Origin of the sequence: Burkholderia sp. Bp8994, assembly GCF_003853805.1 — a bacterium.
Lineage (GTDB): Bacteria > Pseudomonadota > Gammaproteobacteria > Burkholderiales > Burkholderiaceae > Burkholderia.
On the sequence record NZ_QTQH01000008.1, the window covers coordinates 245,461 to 263,768 of the forward strand.

Annotated in this window: 20 protein-coding genes and 1 pseudogene; 7 read left to right on the forward strand and 14 right to left on the reverse strand. The window is 68.2% G+C overall.

The genetic code is table 11. From position 1 onward, the window contains the following. Positions 1 to 99 precede the first annotated feature (99 nt). Together DIE04_RS11115 and DIE04_RS11120 are read left to right on the forward strand one after the other, a co-directional pair. On the forward strand, positions 100 to 1,269 hold the full coding sequence (locus DIE04_RS11115) for an MFS transporter (RefSeq protein WP_124488716.1): 1,170 nt from the start codon (positions 100 to 102) through the stop codon (positions 1,267 to 1,269). A gap of 125 nt (positions 1,270 to 1,394) precedes the next feature. Further along, positions 1,395 to 2,555, forward strand: coding sequence for an MFS transporter (locus DIE04_RS11120; RefSeq protein ID WP_124488715.1), 1,161 nt, complete (start codon positions 1,395 to 1,397; stop codon positions 2,553 to 2,555). Positions 2,556 to 2,659: 104 nt separating this feature from the next. Here the strand turns inward: DIE04_RS11120 and fahA are convergent, their stop codons facing one another. The 5 genes from fahA to DIE04_RS11145 are packed head-to-tail and all read right to left on the reverse strand — an operon-like array spanning position 2,660 to position 8,617. Then, positions 2,660 to 3,964 carry a fumarylacetoacetase gene (gene fahA, locus DIE04_RS11125; RefSeq protein WP_124488714.1) on the reverse strand — a complete coding sequence of 435 codons (1,305 nt, stop codon included), beginning with the start codon at positions 3,962 to 3,964 and terminating at the stop codon, positions 2,660 to 2,662. After that, on the reverse strand, positions 3,961 to 5,295 hold the full coding sequence (hmgA, locus tag DIE04_RS11130; protein WP_124488713.1) for a homogentisate 1,2-dioxygenase: 1,335 nt from the start codon (positions 5,293 to 5,295) through the stop codon (positions 3,961 to 3,963). The genes fahA and hmgA overlap by 4 nt, the downstream gene beginning before the upstream one ends. 15 nt (positions 5,296 to 5,310) lie before the next feature. Then, entirely contained in the window at positions 5,311 to 6,672 is a 1,362-nt protein-coding gene (locus DIE04_RS11135) for an MFS transporter (protein ID WP_124488712.1), read from the reverse strand. Continuing rightward, positions 6,669 to 6,899 (reverse strand): DUF2783 domain-containing protein, encoded by a 231-nt coding sequence (locus tag DIE04_RS11140; RefSeq protein ID WP_044844106.1) that lies wholly within the window; start codon positions 6,897 to 6,899, stop codon positions 6,669 to 6,671. Before DIE04_RS11140 ends, DIE04_RS11135 begins: the two co-directional genes overlap by 4 nt. 29 nt (positions 6,900 to 6,928) lie before the next feature. Further along, entirely contained in the window at positions 6,929 to 8,617 is a 1,689-nt protein-coding gene (locus tag DIE04_RS11145; protein WP_124488711.1) for an FAD-dependent oxidoreductase, read from the reverse strand. A gap of 380 nt (positions 8,618 to 8,997) precedes the next feature. Between DIE04_RS11145 and DIE04_RS11155 the strand changes: the two genes are divergently transcribed. Next, on the forward strand, positions 8,998 to 9,801 hold the full coding sequence (locus DIE04_RS11155) for an EAL domain-containing protein (protein ID WP_044844104.1): 804 nt from the start codon (positions 8,998 to 9,000) through the stop codon (positions 9,799 to 9,801). A gap of 144 nt (positions 9,802 to 9,945) precedes the next feature. On the opposite strand, the gene DIE04_RS11160 is transcribed toward DIE04_RS11155, so the two are convergent. Beyond that, positions 9,946 to 10,737, reverse strand: a complete 792-nt coding sequence (locus tag DIE04_RS11160; RefSeq protein ID WP_124488710.1) for an IclR family transcriptional regulator — start codon at positions 10,735 to 10,737, stop codon at positions 9,946 to 9,948. Between the two features lie 123 nt (positions 10,738 to 10,860). Here DIE04_RS11160 and DIE04_RS11165 point away from each other — a divergent pair, with 123 nt between their 5' ends. After that, on the forward strand, positions 10,861 to 12,048 hold the full coding sequence (locus DIE04_RS11165; RefSeq protein WP_124488709.1) for an acyl-CoA dehydrogenase: 1,188 nt from the start codon (positions 10,861 to 10,863) through the stop codon (positions 12,046 to 12,048). Between the two features lie 138 nt (positions 12,049 to 12,186). Here DIE04_RS11165 and DIE04_RS11170 read toward each other — a convergent pair whose 3' ends face one another. Then, positions 12,187 to 12,825 carry a peroxiredoxin gene (locus tag DIE04_RS11170; RefSeq protein WP_034182833.1) on the reverse strand — a complete coding sequence of 213 codons (639 nt, stop codon included), beginning with the start codon at positions 12,823 to 12,825 and terminating at the stop codon, positions 12,187 to 12,189. A 319-nt stretch (positions 12,826 to 13,144) separates the two neighbouring features. Here DIE04_RS11170 and DIE04_RS11175 point away from each other — a divergent pair, with 319 nt between their 5' ends. The 3 genes from DIE04_RS11175 to DIE04_RS11185 all read left to right on the forward strand — a co-directional run bounded on the left by DIE04_RS11175 (position 13,145) and on the right by DIE04_RS11185 (position 14,448). After that, positions 13,145 to 13,447 carry a YqjD family protein gene (locus DIE04_RS11175; protein ID WP_044844101.1) on the forward strand — a complete coding sequence of 101 codons (303 nt, stop codon included), beginning with the start codon at positions 13,145 to 13,147 and terminating at the stop codon, positions 13,445 to 13,447. A gap of 124 nt (positions 13,448 to 13,571) precedes the next feature. Then, positions 13,572 to 13,961: a phage holin family protein gene (locus tag DIE04_RS11180; protein WP_044844100.1), complete on the forward strand. Its 390-nt coding sequence runs from the start codon at positions 13,572 to 13,574 to the stop codon at positions 13,959 to 13,961. A gap of 43 nt (positions 13,962 to 14,004) precedes the next feature. Next, positions 14,005 to 14,448, forward strand: a complete 444-nt coding sequence (locus tag DIE04_RS11185) for a DUF3318 domain-containing protein (RefSeq protein ID WP_124488708.1) — start codon at positions 14,005 to 14,007, stop codon at positions 14,446 to 14,448. 78 nt (positions 14,449 to 14,526) lie between these two features. Here the strand turns inward: DIE04_RS11185 and DIE04_RS11190 are convergent, their stop codons facing one another. The 7 genes and pseudogenes from DIE04_RS11190 to glyA form a co-directional block, all read right to left on the reverse strand. After that, positions 14,527 to 14,979, reverse strand: a complete 453-nt coding sequence (locus DIE04_RS11190) for a type IV pilin protein (RefSeq protein WP_124488707.1) — start codon at positions 14,977 to 14,979, stop codon at positions 14,527 to 14,529. Beyond that, complete coding sequence (locus DIE04_RS11195) at positions 14,976 to 15,524, reverse strand: pilus assembly protein (RefSeq protein WP_124488706.1); 549 nt, start codon at positions 15,522 to 15,524, stop codon at positions 14,976 to 14,978. Before DIE04_RS11195 ends, DIE04_RS11190 begins: the two co-directional genes overlap by 4 nt. 106 nt (positions 15,525 to 15,630) lie before the next feature. Continuing rightward, positions 15,631 to 16,470 (reverse strand): PilW family protein, encoded by an 840-nt coding sequence (locus tag DIE04_RS11200; RefSeq protein ID WP_124488705.1) that lies wholly within the window; start codon positions 16,468 to 16,470, stop codon positions 15,631 to 15,633. Then, complete coding sequence (locus DIE04_RS11205; protein ID WP_044844097.1) at positions 16,454 to 16,876, reverse strand: hypothetical protein; 423 nt, start codon at positions 16,874 to 16,876, stop codon at positions 16,454 to 16,456. Before DIE04_RS11205 ends, DIE04_RS11200 begins: the two co-directional genes overlap by 17 nt. Further along, positions 16,873 to 17,430 carry a GspH/FimT family pseudopilin gene (locus DIE04_RS11210; RefSeq protein ID WP_124488704.1) on the reverse strand — a complete coding sequence of 186 codons (558 nt, stop codon included), beginning with the start codon at positions 17,428 to 17,430 and terminating at the stop codon, positions 16,873 to 16,875. Before DIE04_RS11210 ends, DIE04_RS11205 begins: the two co-directional genes overlap by 4 nt. A gap of 152 nt (positions 17,431 to 17,582) precedes the next feature. Continuing rightward, positions 17,583 to 18,062 (reverse strand): transcriptional regulator NrdR, encoded by a 480-nt coding sequence (gene nrdR / locus DIE04_RS11215; protein WP_006760615.1) that lies wholly within the window; start codon positions 18,060 to 18,062, stop codon positions 17,583 to 17,585. Positions 18,063 to 18,068: 6 nt separating this feature from the next. Beyond that, positions 18,069 to 18,308 (reverse strand): annotated as a pseudogene (gene glyA, locus DIE04_RS11220) (serine hydroxymethyltransferase); the annotation flags it as partial.

The window sequence follows — 18,308 nt, forward strand, 5'->3', positions numbered from 1 at the left end:
TTTCACTGAAGTAGAATCGCGGCTGACATCTCCGCGCCTCGCCCCTTCCGCGCATGCCGCGCCGATCTCGGGCCGCGGCCTTTTCCGTAGCCCACCGCGATGCCATTACCTCTTTTCGCCCTTGCCGTCGCCGCATTTGGAATCGGTACCACCGAGTTCGTGATCATGGGGCTGCTGCCCAACGTCGCCCGCGACCTCGGCGTGTCGATCCCGGCCGCCGGGATGCTCGTGTCGGGCTACGCGCTCGGCGTGACGATCGGCGCGCCAATCCTCGCGATCGTCACCGCGAAGATGCCGCGCAAGCGCGCGCTGATGGGCCTGATCGGGCTGTTCATCGCGGGCAACCTGTTCTGCGCGATCGCGCCCGGCTATGCGGTGCTGATGGCCGCGCGGGTCGTCACGGCGTTCTGCCACGGCGCGTTCTTCGGGATCGGCTCGGTGGTCGCGAGCAACCTCGTCGCGCCGAACCGCCGCGCGCAGGCGATCGCGCTGATGTTCACCGGCCTCACGCTCGCGAACGTGCTCGGCGTGCCGCTCGGCACCGCGCTCGGCCAGGCGTACGGCTGGCGCGCGACGTTCTGGGCCGTCACCGGCATCGGCATCGCCGCGGCTGCCGCGCTCGCGGTGTGCCTGCCGAAGCACCTCGCGATGCCCGACAGCAGCATCACGCGCGAATTCAGCGTGCTGAAGCACCCGCAGGTGCTGATGGTGCTCGGCATCAGCGTGCTCGCGTCGGCGAGCCTGTTCAGCGTGTTCACGTACATCACGCCGATCCTCGAGGACGTGACGGGCTTCTCGCCGCGCCAGGTCACCTACGTGCTGCTGCTGTTCGGTCTCGGCCTGACCGTCGGCGGCACGCTCGGCGGCAAGCTCGCCGACTGGCGCCGGATGCCGTCGCTGATCGCGACGCTCGCGCTGATCGGCATCGTCCTCGCGCTGTTCGCAGGCACGATGCACCTGCCGTTCGCGGCACTCGCGACGATCTTCGTCTGGGGCATCCTCGCGTTCGCGATCGTGCCGCCGCTGCAGATCCTGATCGTCGATCGCGCGAGCGACGCGCCGAACCTCGCGTCGACGCTGAACCAGGGCGCGTTCAACCTCGGCAACGCGACGGGCGCCTGGCTCGGCGGGATGGCGATCGGATCCGGCGTGTCGCTCGTGAACCTGCCGTGGGTCGGTGCGGCGATGGCGGTCGCCGCGCTCGCGCTCACGTTGTGGTCGGCGTCGCTCGAACGCCGCCCGGTGAGCGGGCCGACCGGATACGTATGACGCGTGCGCGGCGGCACGGCGCGCGTCCGCGCCCGCGCGCCGCCGCGATCGTTGCGCACGCAACCCCATTCGATCCTGACGGCCTTCATGGACCTTTCAGGGGCCACGGTGTAGCATCGCGGCCGATGAAAGCCATTCTCAATCGTGATTTCCTCGCGCTGATCCTCAGCGTCGCGGTGGTCGGTCTCGGCACCGGCGCCACGATGCCGCTCACCGCGCTCGCCTTGACCGAAGCCGGACACGGCACCAACGTCGTCGGCATGCTGACGGCCGCGCAGGCCCTGGGCGGCCTCGCGATCGTCCCGTTCGTCACCGCGCTCGCACGGCGCATCGGCGCGCGCCGCGCGATCGTCGTGTCGGTCGTGCTGCTCGCCGCGGCCACCGCGCTGATGCAGTTCACGTCGAACCTGATCGTGTGGGGTGCGCTGCGCGTGCTGTGCGGCGCGGCGCTGATGCTGCTGTTCACGATCGGCGAGGCATGGGTCAACCAGCTCGCCGACGACTCGACACGCGGCCGCGTGGTCGCGATCTACGCGACCAATTTCACGCTGTTCCAGATGGCGGGCCCGGTGCTCGTCAGCCAGATCGCCGGCGCGACGCGCATCCGCTTCGCGCTGTGCGGCGCGCTGTTCCTGCTCGCGCTGCCGGCGCTCGCGACGATCCGGCGCGCGCCGCTCGCCGGCGACGACGCACATCACGCAGCGCACGACAGCTGGTTCGCCGTGCTGCCGCGCATGCCCGCGCTGATCATCGGCACGGGCTTCTTCGCGCTGTTCGATACGCTCGCGCTGTCGCTGCTGCCGCTCTATGCGATGGATCACGGCGTCGCGAGCGCGACCGCCGTGCTGCTCGCGTCGATCATGCTGTTCGGCGACACCGCGATGCAGTTCCCGATCGGCTGGCTCGCGGACAAGCTCGGCCGCGAACGCGTGCACCTCGGCGCCGGCTGGATCGTGCTCGCAGGCCTGCCGCTGCTGCCGTTCGTGATCGCGAACCCGTGGCTATGCTGGCCGCTGCTGTTCGTGCTGGGCGCGGCGGCCGGCAGCATCTACACGCTGTCGCTCGTCGCGTGCGGCGAACGCTTTCGCGGCGCGGCGCTCGTCACCGCGAGCTCGCTCGTGTCGGCGTCGTGGAGCGCCGCGAGCTTCGGCGGTCCGCTGGTCGCCGGCGCATTGATGGAGCAACTCGGCAGCAACGCGCTGATCGGCGTGCTGGTCGTCTGCGTCGCCGCGTTCGTCGCGGCAGCGCTGTGGGAACGACGCGCCGCGTTGCAGCGCGCGGTCTGACGGGCGCACACGCGCCACACCCCGCCGACAAAACGAAAACGGCCCACTTAATGCGGGCCGCCCTGTCCTTCCGGACTACGCGCTACATGTCGCGCCGCGATCCGTCACGCGCCCCGCGCGGGAAGGATCTTGCCGGCACAGGTGCCGAAGCCGACGCGATAACCATCGCCCTGGCACCACCCGGCGAGCGTGAGCTCGTCGCCGTCCTCGATGAACGCGCGGCTGCCGCCGCCGTTCAGCGCGAGCGGCTCCTTGCCGTTCCACGTCAGTTCGAGCAGGCTGCCGAACGAATCCTTCGTCGGCCCGCTGATCGTGCCCGAACCCATCAGGTCGCCCACGCGCGTGTTGCAGCCTGCGACCGTGTGATGCGCGAGCTGCTGCGCCATCGTCCAGTACATGTGCCTGAAGTTGGTGCGGCAGATCGACGTCGCTTCGGGCGCACCTTCGGCGCGCAGCGTCACTTCGAGCGCGATGTCGAATGCATGCTTGCCCGCGTGCCGCAGATACGCGAGCGGCTGCGGCGACTGTTCGGGCTGCGCGACGCGAAACGGTTCGAGCGCGTCGAGCGTGACGATCCAGGGCGAGATCGTCGTCGCGAAGCCCTTCGAGTTGAACGGGCCGAGCGGCACGTATTCCCACTGCTGGATGTCGCGCGCGCTCCAGTCGTTCAGCAGCACCATCCCGAAGATGTGCGCTTCGGCATCCTCGCACGCGATCGGCTCGCCGAGCGCATTGCCGCGGCCGACGATGAAGCCCGTCTCCAGTTCGATGTCGAGCTTGCGGCACGCGCCGAACACCGGACGCTCCTGGTCGGGCAGCTTCAGCTGCCCATTCGGGCGCCGCACCGGCGTGCCGCTCACGACCACCGACGACGCACGGCCGTTGTAGCCGATCGGCATCTCCGACCAGTTCGGCAGCAGCGCATTCTTCGGATCGCGAAACATCGAGCCGACGTTGGTCGCATGCTCCTTCGACGAATAGAAATCGGTGTAGCCGGGAATGTCGACCGGCAGGTGCAGCGTCGCATCGCGCTGTGCGACGAGCGCTTGCGCGCGCAACGCGGCGTCATCGCGCAGTCGCGCGTCGTCGCGCGAAAACAGCGTCGACAGTTGCACACGCACGCTGCGCCACGCATCGCGGCCGAGCGCGATGAACGCATTGAGCGTCGGCGCGGCGAACACGTCGGCGCCGGCCGGCAGCGTCACGAGGCCCGCACGCGCGAGCGCGGCGAGGTCGACGATCTGGTCGCCGAGCGCGACGCCCGCGCGGCGCGCCGGTTGCTTCGCATCGCTGAAGATCCCGAACGGCAGGTTCTGGATCGGGAAATCGCAGGCGGGATCGTTCGCCGTCTCGACCCAGCTCTTGCGAGCCGGGTCGAGCGTCGCGCGCCAGTCTTGGGTATCGCTCATCGTTGCTCCGGATTGAAGTGTTTCCTGATGCCTTGCCAGCATTCGAAGTAGTCGGCCTGCAGCTGCGCGGTGTCGAGCGCATAGCGCGTCGGCCGGATCAGCGTGCGGGTTTCGAACATGAACGCCATCGTCGCGTCGACCTTGTGCGGCTTCGTCGTGTCGCTCGCCGACGCCTTCTCGAACGTGTCCGCGTCCGGCCCGTGGCCCGACATGCAGTTGTGCAGGCTCGCGCCACCCGGCACGAAGCCTTCGGCCTTCGCGTCGTACGCGCCGTGCACGAGCCCCATGAACTCGCTCGCGACGTTGCGGTGGAACCAAGGCGGGCGGAACGTATCCTCGGCCGCGAGCCAGCGCGGCGGGAAGATCACGAAGTCGATCGTGTCGACGCCCGGCGTGTCGCTGGGCGACTGCAGCACGAGAAAGATCGACGGATCGGGATGGTCGAAGCTGATCGAGCCGATCGTGTTGAACAGGCGCAGGTCGTATTTGTACGGCGCGTAGTTGCCGTGCCACGCGACGACGTCGAACGGCGAATGGCCGATGTCCGCGCGCCACAGGCGCCCGTTCAGCTTCGCGACCAGCTCGAACGCGCCCTCGCGATCCTCGTACGCGGCCTGCGGCGTGAGGAAATCGCGCGGGTTCGCGAGGCCGTTCGAACCGATGGGGCCGAGGTCCGGCAGGCGCAGCAGCGCGCCGAAGTTCTCGCAGATGTAGCCGCGCGCATCGCCGTCCGGCAGCGCGACGGAAAAACGCACGCCGCGCGGAATCACCGCGATCTCGAACGGCTCGACGTTGAGCCGGCCGAATTCGGTCGCGATGAAGAGCCGCCCCTGCTGCGGCACGATCAGCAGCTCGCCATCGGCGCTGTAGAAAAAGCGGTCCTGCATCGAGCGGTTCGCCGCGTACAGGTGGATCGCACAGCCGTTCATCGCGGCCGCCGAGCCGTTGCCGGCCATCGTCACGAGCCCTTCGACGAAATCGGTCGGCTCGACCGGCATCGGCAGCGGATCCCAGCGCAGCTGGTTCGGCGGCGTCGGCGGCACGTCGGCCGAATCGCCGAATTCCGACACGAGCCGCTGCGGGCCCGTGAACGGCTCGAACGGCCGGTGCACGGCCGCCGGCCGGATCCGGTACAGCCACGAGCGGCGGTTGTGGCTGCGCGGTGCGGTAAACGCGGTGCCCGACAGCTGCTCCGCATACAGCCCGTACGGCGCGCGCTGCGGCGAGTTGCGGCCGTGCGGCAGCGCGCCGGGCAGCGCCTCGGTCGCGAATTCGTTCGCGAATCCGCTCAGGTAGCCGGCGGTCGCCGGTTTCGACAGGTCAAGCGTCATCGTTTCCTTTCTCCATCAATTCAAGGCGGCGTTCGGCGCCTGCGCCCCGCTGCGCCGCGTGACGCCGGCCAGGCCCAGCACGAACAGCGCCGAGCACAGCACGGGCACCGCGGCCGCATGGAACAGCGCGCCGTTGGTCCAGTTGAGCGCAATCAGTTGTCCGCCGACGAGCGGCCCGAGCACCGAGCCGATCCGGCCGATGCCGAGGCTCCAGCCGATGCCGGTCGAGCGCAGCGACGTCGGGTAATACTGGCCCGCGAGCGCGTTCACGGCCGGCTGCCCGCCGACCACGCAGAACCCGCCGGCGAACACGACGAGCAGCAGCCACGGCAGCGCATGCGCGACCGAGCCGATCAGCCCCACCGACACGGCCGCGCATGCGAAGCACGCGAACAGCACGCGCACGAAGCCGTAGCGTTCGATGAACCAGCCGAGCGACAGCGTGCCGATCACGCCGCCCGTCTGCAGCACAGTGCCGACGATCACCGCCGTTCCCGGCGAATAGCCCGCGTCGCGCATCACCGTCGGCAGCCAGTTCGACAGGAAGTACAGGTCGATCAGGTTCATGAAGCTGATTGCCCACAGCAGCAGCGTGACCGGCAGGCGGCCATGACGGAACAGCTCGGCGACCGGCGCGCCGCTCGCCGCGCGCTCGCGCACGACGAGGCGCGTGTTCGCGTCGATGCCGGCCTGCGGCGCGAAGCGCGCGAGCCAGGCGCGTGCCTGCGCGTCGCGCCCTTTCAGCACCAGGAACTGCAGCGATTCGGGCAGCCGCGCGAACATCGCGAGCGTCAGCACCAGCGGCACCGCGCCGCCGACGAAGAACACCGAGCGCCAGCCGAGCGCCGGAATCAGCGCGGCGCTGATGAAGCCGCCGAGCGCGGCGCCGAGCGTGAAGCCGCACGACACGATCATCATCCGCTTCACGCGATGGGCGGCCGGGCTGAACTCGCCGACCAGCGCCATCGCGTTCGGCATGATGCAGCCGAGGCCGAGGCCCGTGACGAAGCGCAGCGCCATCAGCACCGGGATCGAACCCGCGAACGGCGTCGCGAGCATCGTCACCGCGAAGAACAGCGTCGAGCCGATCAGCACCGGGCGCCGCCCGATCCGGTCGGCCAGCACCGACAACCCGAGCGCGCCGAGCAGCATCCCGAACAGGCTCGCGCTGAACACGGGCCCGAGCGCCTGCTTCGGCACGCCCCATTCGGCGATCACGCTCGGCGCGACATACCCCATCGCCTGCGCATCGAAGCCGTCGATCACGAGACACAGCCCGCACAACACGAGCAGCATCCAGTGAAAGCCCGGGCGATGCGTGTCGTCGATCACGCGCTCGACTTCGAGCACGCGCGCGTCGGCCGGCGCCGCGCTCATTGCGCCGCCTCGGCGGCCGGATGCACGGGCGGCGTCACGCCCTGGCGCGCGAGCGCCATCGCTTCGCGCAGCACGTCGGCGTCGCCGATCTGGTTCGCGAGCAGCAGGATCAGCTTCGCGTTGACGAGCTGGCTGTCGGCGTCCGACAGGTCGCGATGCATGTCGATCAGCGCTTCGTAGAACGCGTCCGGATCGGCCAGGCGCGGGCGGGTGTCGAGTCGGGGCATGACGGGTGTCTCCGGTATCGTTGTCGTGGTCAATGCGCGGTTGCGCGTGCGCAGGTCGCGCGCGCCAGTGCGTCGGCGATCGCCTGGCGCTCGAGCGTGCGCATCCGTGCGCAGACGTGCTGGTCGGGACGCAGCAGGTAGAACGTGCCGGGCTTCGCGTCGTAGCGTTGCGCGACGAAACCGTCGACGTCCTCCACGACGTCGACGCCGGCCACCGGTTGCGCGTGCCCGGCCGGCACGACCAGCACCGGCCGCACCGGCAGCGCGAGGCCGTCGAGCGCCTGCGCGAGCGCGGCGGCGTCGCCCGGCAGCCCGAACAGCATGCCCGCGAAGCCGTCGCCCAGATGCCGCAGCAGCCAGCCGGACGCACCCTGCGCGCGCACCGGCGCATCGGCCGCCGCCGCGCCCGGCCGCATCGCGCACGCGAACGCGTCGCCGTTGCGGTCCGGCGTGTTCAGCGGCGAATCGGTCAGCACGGCAGGCACCGACAGGCGGCCGCTGTTCACGAGCTTGCGCGCGAATTCGCAGTCGCGCGCAAGCTTCAGTGTCGCGTCGCGGAACACGCGCGACACCGCGCTCTTCGGCGTGATGAAATCGGTCGAGCGCGTCGAATTGCGGATGTTCTCGTCGGCCGCGAACTCGCGCTCGCTCGCGTAGGTGTCGAGCAGGCGGTCGTCAGCGCGGCCGTCGAGCACGAGCTTCAGCTTCCACGCGAGGTTGTCCGCGTCCTGCACGCCGCTGTTCGCGCCGCGCGCACCGAACGGCGACACGCCGTGCGCGGAATCGCCCGCGAACAGCACGCGGCCGTGACGGAACGTGTCCATCCGCTGGCAGCGGAACGTATAGACGCTCACCCATTCGAGCTCGAACTCGACGTCCGGCCCGAGCAGCGCGCGCACGCGCGGGATCACGCGTTCCGGCTGCTTCTCGGCGACCGGATCGGCGTCCCAGCCGAGCTGGAAGTCGATGCGCCACACGTTGTCGGGCTGACGGTGCAGCAGCACCGACTGGTTGCGATGGAACGGCGGATCGAACCAGAACCAGCGTTCGGTCGGGAATTCCGCCTTCATCTTCACGTCGGCGATCAGGAAGCGGTCCTTGAACGTGCGGCCGCGGCTCTCGAGGCCCATCGCCGCGCGCATCGGGCTGCGCGAGCCGTCGGCCGCGATCACGTATTGCGCACGCAGCGTCTCGATCCCTTCCGGCGTCTCGACGGTGAGCGTGGCGTGTTCCGCCGATTGCGCGACGCCCGTCACCTTGTGCTTCCAGCGAATGTCGAGGTTGGGCAGCGCGAACGCGCGCTCGGCCAGATAGCCTTCGACGTAGTACTGCTGCAGGTTGATGAACGCGGGACGCGCGTGGCCTTCCTCCGGCAGCAGGTCGAACGCATACAGCTGTTCGTCCTGCAGGAACACCTTGCCGACATGCCAGCTCACGCCCTTGTCGACGAAGCGCTCGCCGCAGCCGAGCCGGTCGAAGATCTCGAGCGTGCGCTTCGCGAAGCAGATCGCGCGCGAGCCCGTCGACAGCGTGTCGTCGTCGTCGAGCAGCACGACCGGCACGCCCTGCTGCGCCAGGTCGATCGCGGCCGACAGGCCCACCGGGCCCGCGCCGACGACGATCACCGGGTGGAGGGTCGCGTCATCGCCGGCGGCGCGCGTCGCGCGCGGCCGGTAGTCGAACTTCAGCGTCTGGTAATCGATGCTCATGGTCGCCATCCGCTCCTCAACCCTGCCGTGCGCATGCCGGCGCGCGCAGCGTCGTTCCGCTCATGCCCGTTGCCCGCCGCCGCCGCGGCCCGCCCTGTTCCGTCCACTTCCTGTCAACCGCCACGTCTCGCTCCTTGCTTCCTGTTGATCCGATTCGGGAAACGGCACCGCTGCGGGCGCCCGAACGCCGCTTTTCTTGATCGGCGACATATTCTTGGATTTACGAATAGTAAAACCAATTACGAATAGTGAAATCAACGTAAACCCTAGCCGCCGGTTCCGGAACGGGATAACCATATGAGCGAAACGCCAAGCCGAGCCGGGCTCGCGCTGCTAATATCGAGAGATGAGGCGGCCCTTTCGGCCGCCATTTTTTCCTTCCCACGCCGATGATTCCGCCCAACATTCCCGAGCTGGTCGTCCGTGCCGGGCAACTGCCGTATCTGCGTGAACACCTTGCGCTCGCCGAGGGCGGCACCGCGTGCGCCAATCTGCCGGAGCGCACGCTCGCGAGCGCCTATGAACCGATCTACGACGTGACGATGCCCGGCGCGCCGCAGTCGACGTCGTTCGCGGACGCGATCGAGCGCTACGGCGACGAACTCGGCTTCCAGGCCGTCACGCTGGTCACGGGCACGCCGCACGACCCGGTCGATTCGGCCGTCGACGACCAGACACTCGTCGCGATCGACCGGCTGTCGCGCGCGCTGCACGCGATCAACTTCTTCGGCGCGCAACGTCACGGGCTGCTGTTCCTGCGCGTGCACGAGCGGCTGCTCAAGAGCGTGAAGTACGACCACGGCAAGCATTTCTCGTCGGTGCTGCAGCGCTTCGGGCTGCCGACCGAGCGGATCGTGATCGAGCTGCCGGCCGTCGCGGTCGCGCACAAGACCTTCCTCGGCTACCTGACGCGCAGCTACCAGCATCACGGCTTCAAGGTCGCCGACAAGCTGCCCGACCCGGGCCGGATCCTCGCGGTCGAATCGGAGATGGCGCGACCCGACTACATCAAGATGGATGCGGGCATCGCGCTGCGCGACGGGATGGTGAAGGCGCTGGTCGCGTATGCGCAGCGCGTGCGGATTCCGCTGATTTTCGACGGCGTCGTCGACGAGACGCAGTGCGAGCTGCTGCGCCAGCACGACGTGCGGTTCATGCAGGGGCCGGTGTTCGCGAAGGTCGTCACGGCCTGATTGGCGGTGTGGCTGCCGGCGCGCGGGGAGCGCCGCGCAGGATCGTGGATTCGATTCAGCGAGCGGGTAGCGGTGAGGATCGGGATGTCGGCGCGCCCGCTCGCGTGCCCGGGCGCCCCGGCGACACGCCGCGCAGGGCCTGTTTCAGCCCGTCTGCCCGAGCCGCTGCGCGAGCGCCTTCAGCTTCGGCCCGACCTGCGTGCGGAACACGTCCTCGTCCATCGACGACGCAGGCCCGCTGCAGCTCAGGATCAGCCAGCGCCCCTCGCGCGGCTCGCGAAACGGCACGGCCGCCGCGTTCACGTCCATGTGCCACGCGCGGAACGAATAACAGCATCCGCCCGCGGAGAATTCGGCCACCGCGTCCTGGGCTGCCGCGACGAGTGCATCCGCATCGGCCGCGCCGCCCGCCGCCCGGTGCAGATCCGCGTAGAGCGCGCGGCGCACGTCCTCCGGCTGCACGGCCAGGTACGCGCGCCCCATCGAGCTCGTCAGCATCGACAGCCGCGAGCCGGGCGCCAGCCCGAGCGTCAGCGCCGTTTCGCTGCGGATCGTCTCCAGATAGATCATGTCGAGCCCGTCCCGGCAGCCGAGCGACACGGCCGCGCCGATCTCGCGCGCGAGCGCCTGCATGTGCGGCCGCGCGAGATCGAGGGTGCCCGAGCCGGACAGCAGCGCGTAGCCGAGCGACAGCACGCCGGCGTCGAGCGCATACTTTCCGAGCGTCTCGTCGTAGCGCAGGTAGCCGAGCACGGTCAGCGTGTAGGCGAGCCGGTTCACCGTCGCCTTCGGCAGCCCGGTGCGCTCCGCGAAGTCGCGATTGCCGAGCATCGTCTCGCCGGGCCGGAAGGCGCGCAGCAGGTCGAGCCCGCGCGCGAGCGCAACGACGAACTTGCGTTCGTCGATCGTGGTTTCGTCGATGGTTGAAAGCGTCATCTGATGCTACACTGGGTTCGTTTTGCAAAACATTGTTCCGCACAGCGGAACCTGAGTCAAGCGAACTTTAGACATCGGGCCAGGCGGCGAAGCGCCAACCCGGGGCCGACAGGAGATGAAACGATGGTTGCTGCAACTTTTCATTGGGACGATCCGCTGCTGCTCGACCAGCAACTGACCGAAGAAGAGCGGATGGTGCGCGATGCCGCGCACGCGTACGCGCGGGACAAGCTCGCGCCGCGCGTGACCGAAGCGTTCCGCCACGAGCGCACCGACGCCGAGATCTTCCGCGAGATGGGCGAGATCGGCCTGCTCGGCCCGACGATTCCTGAAGAATACGGCGGCCCCGGTCTCAATTACGTGAGCTACGGGCTGATCGCGCGCGAAGTCGAGCGCGTCGACTCCGGCTACCGCTCGATGATGTCCGTGCAGTCGTCGCTCGTGATGGTGCCGATTCACGAATTCGGCTCGGACGCGCAGAAGCAGAAATACCTGCCGAAGCTCGCGAGCGGCGAATGGATCGGCTGCTTCGGGCTGACCGAGCCGAACCACGGCTCCGACCCGGGCAGCATGGTCACGCGCGCGAAGAAGGTGCCCGGCGGCTATTCGCTGTCCGGCGCGAAGATGTGGATCACCAACTCGCCGATCGCCGACGTGTTCGTCGTGTGGGCGAAACTGGAAGAAAACGGCAAGGACGCGATCCGCGGCTTCATTCTCGAGAAGGGCTGGAAGGGACTGTCGGCGCCGGCGATCCACGGCAAGGTCGGGCTGCGTGCGTCGATCACCGGCGAGATCGTCCTCGACGAGGTGTTCGTGCCCGAAGAGAACCTGATGCCGGACGTGAGCGGCCTGCGCGGCCCGTTCACGTGCCTGAACTCGGCGCGCTACGGGATCGCCTGGGGCGCGCTCGGCGCAGCCGAGTCCTGCTGGCACACCGCGCGCCAGTACGTGCTCGACCGCAAGCAGTTCGGCCGCCCGCTCGCCGCGAACCAGTTGATCCAGAAGAAGCTCGCCGACATGCAGACCGAAATCACGCTCGGCCTGCAAGGCGTGCTGCGTCTCGGCCGGATGAAGGACGAAGGCACGGCGGCCGTCGAGATCACGTCGATCATGAAGCGCAACTCGTGCGGCAAGGCACTCGACATCGCGCGGCTCGCGCGCGACATGCTCGGCGGCAACGGCATCTCGGACGAATTCGGCGTCGCGCGCCACCTCGTGAACCTCGAAGTGGTGAATACGTACGAAGGCACGCACGATATCCATGCGCTGATCCTCGGCCGCGCCCAGACGGGCATCCAGGCATTCTTCTGATCATTCGCCTGCCCGGCGCGGCGCCCTTCGCGTCGCATCGTCGCCGCTGAAACGACACGGCCCGCCCGGCATCGCTGCCGGGCGGGCCGTTTTCATCGACGCGCGTTCGTCACGCGCCGCCGAGGCGGCAGCCGCTCCTTACTTGTTCGGCTGCGGCGTGAGGCGCAGGTACGGCCGCACGGCGTTGAAACCCTTCGGGAAGCGTTTCTTCAGCTCTTCCGGATCCTGCAGCGACGGCACGATCACGACGTCGTCGCCGTCCTTCCAGTTGCCGGGCGTCGCGACCTTGTAATTGTCGGTCAGCTGCAGCGAGTCGATCACGCGCAACACTTCGTCGAAGTTACGGCCGGTGCTGGCCGGATAGGTGATGGTGAGCCGCACCTTCTTGTTCGGATCGATCACGAACAGCGAGCGCACCGTCAGCGTTTCGTTCGCGTTCGGGTGGATCATGTCGTACAGCTGCGAAACCTTGCGGTCCGCGTCGGCGATGATCGGGAAACCGACCACGGTCGACTGCGTTTCGTTGATGTCGTTGATCCAGCCCTTGTGCGATTCGACGCCGTCGACCGACAGCGCGATCACCTTCACGTTGCGTTTCTCGAATTCGCCCTTCAGCTTCGAGGTCAGCCCGAGTTCAGTCGTGCACACCGGCGTGTAATCGGCCGGGTGCGAGAACAGGACACCCCAGCTGTCGCCCAGCCACTCGTGAAACTTGATGGGGCCCAGGCTCGATTCCTGCTCGAAATCCGGTGCGATGTCGCCAAGACGCAGACTCATGATGTTCCCTCCTCGAACGATGCTGGTTGAAACCGCGCGCTGGATGGCGCGGGACAGTCCATCAGCTTACGGGAAGCAATGAGACATGCGAACGATTATTACGTTTGATATTCATACTTTTTTGTCATTTTTGCCGGGTGGCGGCGCGGCACGAATGGCGTCCAGGGAAACTTTTCGTATCGTCTGAAGCTCTGTTGACGATTACGAGTCGTTTACCATGCAGTCTTGCACTGCCGCCGTTTATTTGTCCCGGCTCGCCAGCGGGCAGGCGTTTCGCTAGGATGTGAACCTGCAGCATGACAGCATGAAGGGAGTTGCAATGTCGGAAATCAACAAGGAGAAACTGATGTCGGATATCAAAACCGTTCTCGCGGACGCCGAGGATCTGCTCAAGCAAGCGGCGAGCAGCACGGGCGACCGTGCGGCGGAACTGCGCGAAAAAGCCCTGTCGCGCCTGAAGCAGGCCAAGGAAAAGGCAACCGACGTCCAGGTCGTGGTGGTCGAGAAAGGCAAGAAGGCCGCGCGCGCGACCGACGACTACGTGCACGAGCATCCGTGGACGTCGATCGGCGTCGCCGCCGGCGTCGGTGTGCTGATCGGCCTGCTGATCAACCGCAAGTAACGCGCTCGGCGCCGTTCCGCCCCATGCGCCGCCCGGTGCGGCACATGGGCGCCGAAGCCGGCCGGCGGTTCGCCGCCGGCCAGCTTTGACCTAGACGCTCACTGCGCGCGCAAGCGCCTTATTCATGACGACAGACACCCACTCGCAGCCGTCCGGCCAGGGACCGTTGCGCCGCTTCGTCGGCTCCGCGATCGGCCTGCTGCAGACGCGCCTCGAACTGGTCGGCATCGAACTCGCCGAGGAGAAGGAACGCCTGATGGGCGTGCTGTTCCTCGGGCTCGCGGCCATGATGCTCGCGACGATGGCGCTCATCAGCCTGACCGTGCTCGTCACGATCGCGTTCTGGGACACCTACCGGTGGCAATCGCTCGCGGTCATCACCGCGCTGTACGCGATCGCCGGTATCGCATGTGCGCTGAAGGCGCGCACGGGCCTGCGCGAGGCGCCGACCGTGTTCGAAGCAACGCTCGCCGAGCTCGAGAAAGACCGCGAGGCTTTCCGCGGCAAGCCGTGAACGCAGTCGCGTTCACCCCTCTCACCTACTTCGCCGACGCGCCATGAGCCAGAACGTCACGGGCCACTCGCCCCGCCCCCATTCGTCGCGATCGAAGTGGAGCGCGTCGCAGCATCGCGCGCTCCGCAAGGAATTGCTGATCCTGCGATCCGAGGTCGAGCGGCTCGAGCTTGCCGAAGCCGCCGCCGAAATGCGCCACGCCGTCACGCGCTTCAGCTGGCTCAAGGTGTTCATCCCCGGCCTGTCGAGCGGCAAGTTGAGCCAGTCCGCCAAGAACCTGAACGCGAACCTCGGCCAGCTCGTCAACCAGTATCCGATGCTGAGTTCGCTCGCGTCGCTCGTGCTGGCGAAACCCATTCGATCGCTGCTGCGCGCGAGCGCGGGCCCCGCGCTGAAGTGGGGCACCGTCGGCTTCGCCGCGTGGGAGTTCTACCGGATCTGGAAACAGTCGCGCGATGAACGCGCAATGGCCGCGAACGACGACTGATACGCAACGACGGGCGTGCACGGCCATCCGGCGGTGCGCGTTTTCCGTGCGTGATCGGACGATCGGGTAATCGGGCGATCAGCGCACGCCCCAGCATGTCCGCCCCAGTGTCTCGGACGCTGCGTCGCTCGATCCCGTATTGCCTTTCGTGCCGTCCGAACGCAGTGTGAATGCGCCGCATGCATCGGCACGCATCGGGCCTGCCTCGAGCGGGTTCGCAACGAGTTCGTAGACGACCTGCGCATCGTCGCCGACCGATCGTTTCAGCCCCACGCGGTAAATCGCCTGCCCGTCCGGCGGTGCCTGTGCGTATGCATCCGGCAACGTCTGCGGCGCCGGGCCGTCGAGCGTTTCGAGATATTGAGCGGCGCGATACAGCGCGGCAACCGCGGACGCGCGATGCATGCGCGCGACATGTTCGCGATACGACGGGACGCCCCACGCGGCCAGCACAGCGACGATCGCAAGCACGATCATCAGTTCGAGCAACGTGAACGCCGCCGACCGGCGCAGCAATCCAGGCGCTTTCATCGATGCACCGCCGCGACGCGACGCCAGCGCTGCGCCACAATGCGTCCGTCGCGCAGCGCGACCTGGCTCTGCAGCCAGACCACGCTCGACGCATGGCCGCCGACACCACGCGCGGTGACGAGGTAAGCGCGACTCCCTTGCGGACCGACGCCTCGCCAGGCCTCGATCAGGCAACGCGGCGGCTGGGCCGCCATCGGCCAGGAGGCGAACGGTGCGAATGCATCGTCGACGCCCAGCGCGGGCGTACGCCGCCATGCATCCGGCTCGCCGGGTGATAGCGGTTCGTCCATGTACGGCGCCCCGCCGCGGAGCAATCGCGCGGTACAGGCTGCCAGTGCTGCGTCGGCCGCGTGAAATGCAATCAACCGGTCCGACAATGCACGCGTGCGGCGCGATTCCGTCAGCGCGGATTCGAACCATGTGCCGGTCAGCGCGGCGACCGCCGCGCCGACAGCGATCACGGCAGGCAATGCAAGGCCCGCGTCGCGACGCCAGCCGCGGCTGGCGGATGGAAAGCGTGCGCGCGTCGTTCTTCCGCTCAGCATGAGGCCCTCACCGCATGTTGCGAGTCGAAGAAAGCAACGATGCGCCCCCTTGCGCGGACGGCCGCGATTCGCATCGCAAGCTCGCCGACGAATTCGGTTGCATGGATCATCGCGCTACCTCGTGGTCCTGCGCCGCGTCACGGACGGGATCCGCGAATGCGACCGCGGCATTGCGCAACGCGACGATTCGATGCAGCACCAGATGCGCGCGATCGTCCCGCGAAACGGCCGTGCGGCCGTCGCAATCGACATGACGCGCGGGCCCGTCAATCGGTTCGCCACGCGCCCGCACGCATACATGCACGGCGACGACATCGTGCCAGTCGCCGGCACCCATCGCCTCCGCGTTGACGAACCGCGCGCCTGCGCGACGCAGGTAACGGACCCGCAGCTGATCGATGCCGGACACGACGGGCTGCGGCGTACCCGGGCGCCCGCTTCCCTCGCAGTACAACTCGGGCTCGCCCGTCGACGGGCTGACATGCGCGTCGAAACGGTTTTCCACGAGCGACCGCTCACCGGGAGCGCCGACACCCTGCCCGAGACAATCCGACACCTGTGCACCGACCGTCAGCCACGTCGACACGGCATCGCCGACATACCGAACCAGCACCGCATCCGACGCTGCGCGCACGGCTTCGCAGCGCACCTGCGCGCCATCGCCTCGCACGCGCCCCGCGGAACAACCGAACACCGGCGGCAGCGATGACGCCCCTTCGACATCGAGCGGACGAAACCCGGCCATCTGGATCTGCTGGCCGATCAGCATCAGCGCGGTCGCGGCCGCATCGCGCATCCGGAACCCGTCTTCCGCGCGCCGCTGCGCGATGCGCTGGGCGTGGTACAGCGCACCGGCCGCGGCAAGCACGAGCAGGCCGACGGTCATCGCGATCAGCACTTCGAGCAGCGTATGCGCGCGGCTGCGGCGATCAGCGTTCGTCCGCATCGGCATGGGCCTCCCGAAACGGTATCCGCACGCACGACGCCGGCTTGACCGTAGCGCCCGCACCTTCACATCGCGTGGAAGTCGCCGCGTAGGCGTTGGTGTCGCGCCAGCCGACCACCACGTAGCGGACACCGGCCGGTCCATCGTCGAGCGTCATCGTGCCGCCGGGCAGCGATGCAGCCGCGAGCGCCGCGATGCCGTCGTCGGCGCCCGTCGCCGCGCGCCGGCGCTCGATGCGAGCGTCGGCCAGCCACAGCGCGCGTTCACGCCAGATCGTCGCCCGCTGCGTGCGCGTCATCGCGAGCTGACTGCCGGCCACGGCCAGCATCACGGTTGCGAGCAACGCGATGGCCAGCACCGCTTCGAGCAGCGACGTGCCGCGCATCGACTTGCGTGCGCACGTCATGCCGCGTCGCAACGACCGGCGACGACGCGTGCCCGACCGCCCGCCGCGATCCGGATGCAGCGCGATACGCGTGCGTCATCGCCGGGCAGCGCACGCTGCGGACGCAATTCGAAACGCCGGATCCCGCCGATCACCTGGCCTGCCGACGGCGCAAATGCCAGATCGTGCGCCGCGCCCGCGATAGCGACGTCGGCATCGCGCGGATAGCGCCGCAGCACGCGCGACTGCCCGTCGAACTGCCCGCTGACGATCCAGCCGCACGACCATTCCGCCGGATCGCACCGCTCGCCGTGCCGCACGCAGTCGCCATCGCGCCCGGCCCTGCACAGCGTGACACGCACGCCGAGACGCGTCGCCTCGGTGCGCGCGAACGACAGCGCACCGAGCAGCGCGAGCGCGCGGGCCTCCACGCGTTCGCGCATGCGCCACTGATCGAATGCGGGTGCGGCGTAAAGTCCGATCGCGGCTGCCAGCGCGATCGCGACCATCAACTCGACGAGCGTGAAGCCGCCGCATCGCATGCGTTTTTCAACACCCTGCCGGTGCAGTCCCATCGCGATCGCCCTCCGTCAACGTGATGCGTCGACTGTAGCGACGCGAGCGAACGCGCGCCATTGGCCGAACGGCCGACTGGCGACGTGCGATCGCAGCCGACACAATCGGCGCGAACTGAACCACGGAGAAGACGATGAACGGACGCAGCGCGTCAGCGCTTACGCGGAGGCTTGGAGGGGGACGCGCGACGGAACTCTTCGATCACGTCGGCAAATTCGGAAACGTCCTCGAACCGGCGGTAAACCGACGCGAAACGGACATAGGCGATCGTATCGAGGCCGCGCAGCTCGTTCATCACGAGCTCGCCGAGCTTCTCGCTACGCACTTCACGCTCGCCGGTTGCGAGCAGCTGATATTCGATGCGGGCGACCGCCGCGTCGATCGCGTCAGCCGCAACCGGCCGCTTGCGCAGCGCGAGTTGCATGCTGGCGACGATCTTGCGACGGTCGAATTCCGTGCGGCTGCCGTCCTTCTTCACGACGGCCGGCAGGTTCAGCTCGACCCGCTCGTACGTCGTGAAGCGCTTGTCGCAAGCCGAGCAACGACGGCGCCGACGAATCGCGGCGCCATCTTCGGACACGCGCGAGTCGACGACCTGCGTGTCCTCATGCCGGCAGAACGGGCAGCGCATGCCGGATCAGCGATAGACCGGGAAACGCTTCGTCAGCTCGGCCACTTGCGCGCGCACGCGCTCGATCGTCGCTGCATCTTCCGGGTTCTCGAGCACGTCGGCGATCAGGTTGCCGACCTGCTCGGCTTCCGCCGTGCCGAAGCCGCGCGTCGTCATCGCCGGCGAACCGAGGCGGATGCCGCTCGTCACGAACGGCTTCTCCGGATCGTTCGGGATCGCGTTCTTGTTCACCGTGATGTGCGCCGC

Excerpts from the sequence above, each read along its gene's own strand:
- nrdR (WP_006760615.1), bottom strand. The coding sequence starts at position 18,062 with ATGCGCTGCCCGTTCTGCCGGCATGAGGACACGCAGGTCGTCGACTCG.
- fahA (WP_124488714.1), bottom strand. The coding sequence starts at position 3,964 with ATGAGCGATACCCAAGACTGGCGCGCGACGCTCGACCCGGCTCGCAAG.
- DIE04_RS11160 (WP_124488710.1), bottom strand. The coding sequence starts at position 10,737 with ATGACGCTTTCAACCATCGACGAAACCACGATCGACGAACGCAAGTTC.
- DIE04_RS11145 (WP_124488711.1), bottom strand. The coding sequence starts at position 8,617 with ATGGCGACCATGAGCATCGATTACCAGACGCTGAAGTTCGACTACCGG.
- DIE04_RS11205 (WP_044844097.1), bottom strand. The coding sequence starts at position 16,876 with ATGACGTGCGCACGCAAGTCGATGCGCGGCACGTCGCTGCTCGAAGCG.
- DIE04_RS11155 (WP_044844104.1), top strand. The coding sequence starts at position 8,998 with ATGATTCCGCCCAACATTCCCGAGCTGGTCGTCCGTGCCGGGCAACTG.
- DIE04_RS11165 (WP_124488709.1), top strand. The coding sequence starts at position 10,861 with ATGGTTGCTGCAACTTTTCATTGGGACGATCCGCTGCTGCTCGACCAG.
- hmgA (WP_124488713.1), bottom strand. The coding sequence starts at position 5,295 with ATGACGCTTGACCTGTCGAAACCGGCGACCGCCGGCTACCTGAGCGGA.
- DIE04_RS11185 (WP_124488708.1), top strand. The coding sequence starts at position 14,005 with ATGAGCCAGAACGTCACGGGCCACTCGCCCCGCCCCCATTCGTCGCGA.
- DIE04_RS11180 (WP_044844100.1), top strand. The coding sequence starts at position 13,572 with ATGACGACAGACACCCACTCGCAGCCGTCCGGCCAGGGACCGTTGCGC.
- DIE04_RS11210 (WP_124488704.1), bottom strand. The coding sequence starts at position 17,430 with ATGGGACTGCACCGGCAGGGTGTTGAAAAACGCATGCGATGCGGCGGC.
- DIE04_RS11195 (WP_124488706.1), bottom strand. The coding sequence starts at position 15,524 with ATGCTGAGCGGAAGAACGACGCGCGCACGCTTTCCATCCGCCAGCCGC.
- DIE04_RS11140 (WP_044844106.1), bottom strand. The coding sequence starts at position 6,899 with ATGCCCCGACTCGACACCCGCCCGCGCCTGGCCGATCCGGACGCGTTC.
- DIE04_RS11200 (WP_124488705.1), bottom strand. The coding sequence starts at position 16,470 with ATGCGGACGAACGCTGATCGCCGCAGCCGCGCGCATACGCTGCTCGAA.
- DIE04_RS11115 (WP_124488716.1), top strand. The coding sequence starts at position 100 with ATGCCATTACCTCTTTTCGCCCTTGCCGTCGCCGCATTTGGAATCGGT.
- DIE04_RS11120 (WP_124488715.1), top strand. The coding sequence starts at position 1,395 with ATGAAAGCCATTCTCAATCGTGATTTCCTCGCGCTGATCCTCAGCGTC.
- DIE04_RS11190 (WP_124488707.1), bottom strand. The coding sequence starts at position 14,979 with ATGAAAGCGCCTGGATTGCTGCGCCGGTCGGCGGCGTTCACGTTGCTC.
- DIE04_RS11135 (WP_124488712.1), bottom strand. The coding sequence starts at position 6,672 with ATGAGCGCGGCGCCGGCCGACGCGCGCGTGCTCGAAGTCGAGCGCGTG.
- DIE04_RS11170 (WP_034182833.1), bottom strand. The coding sequence starts at position 12,825 with ATGAGTCTGCGTCTTGGCGACATCGCACCGGATTTCGAGCAGGAATCG.
- DIE04_RS11175 (WP_044844101.1), top strand. The coding sequence starts at position 13,145 with ATGTCGGAAATCAACAAGGAGAAACTGATGTCGGATATCAAAACCGTT.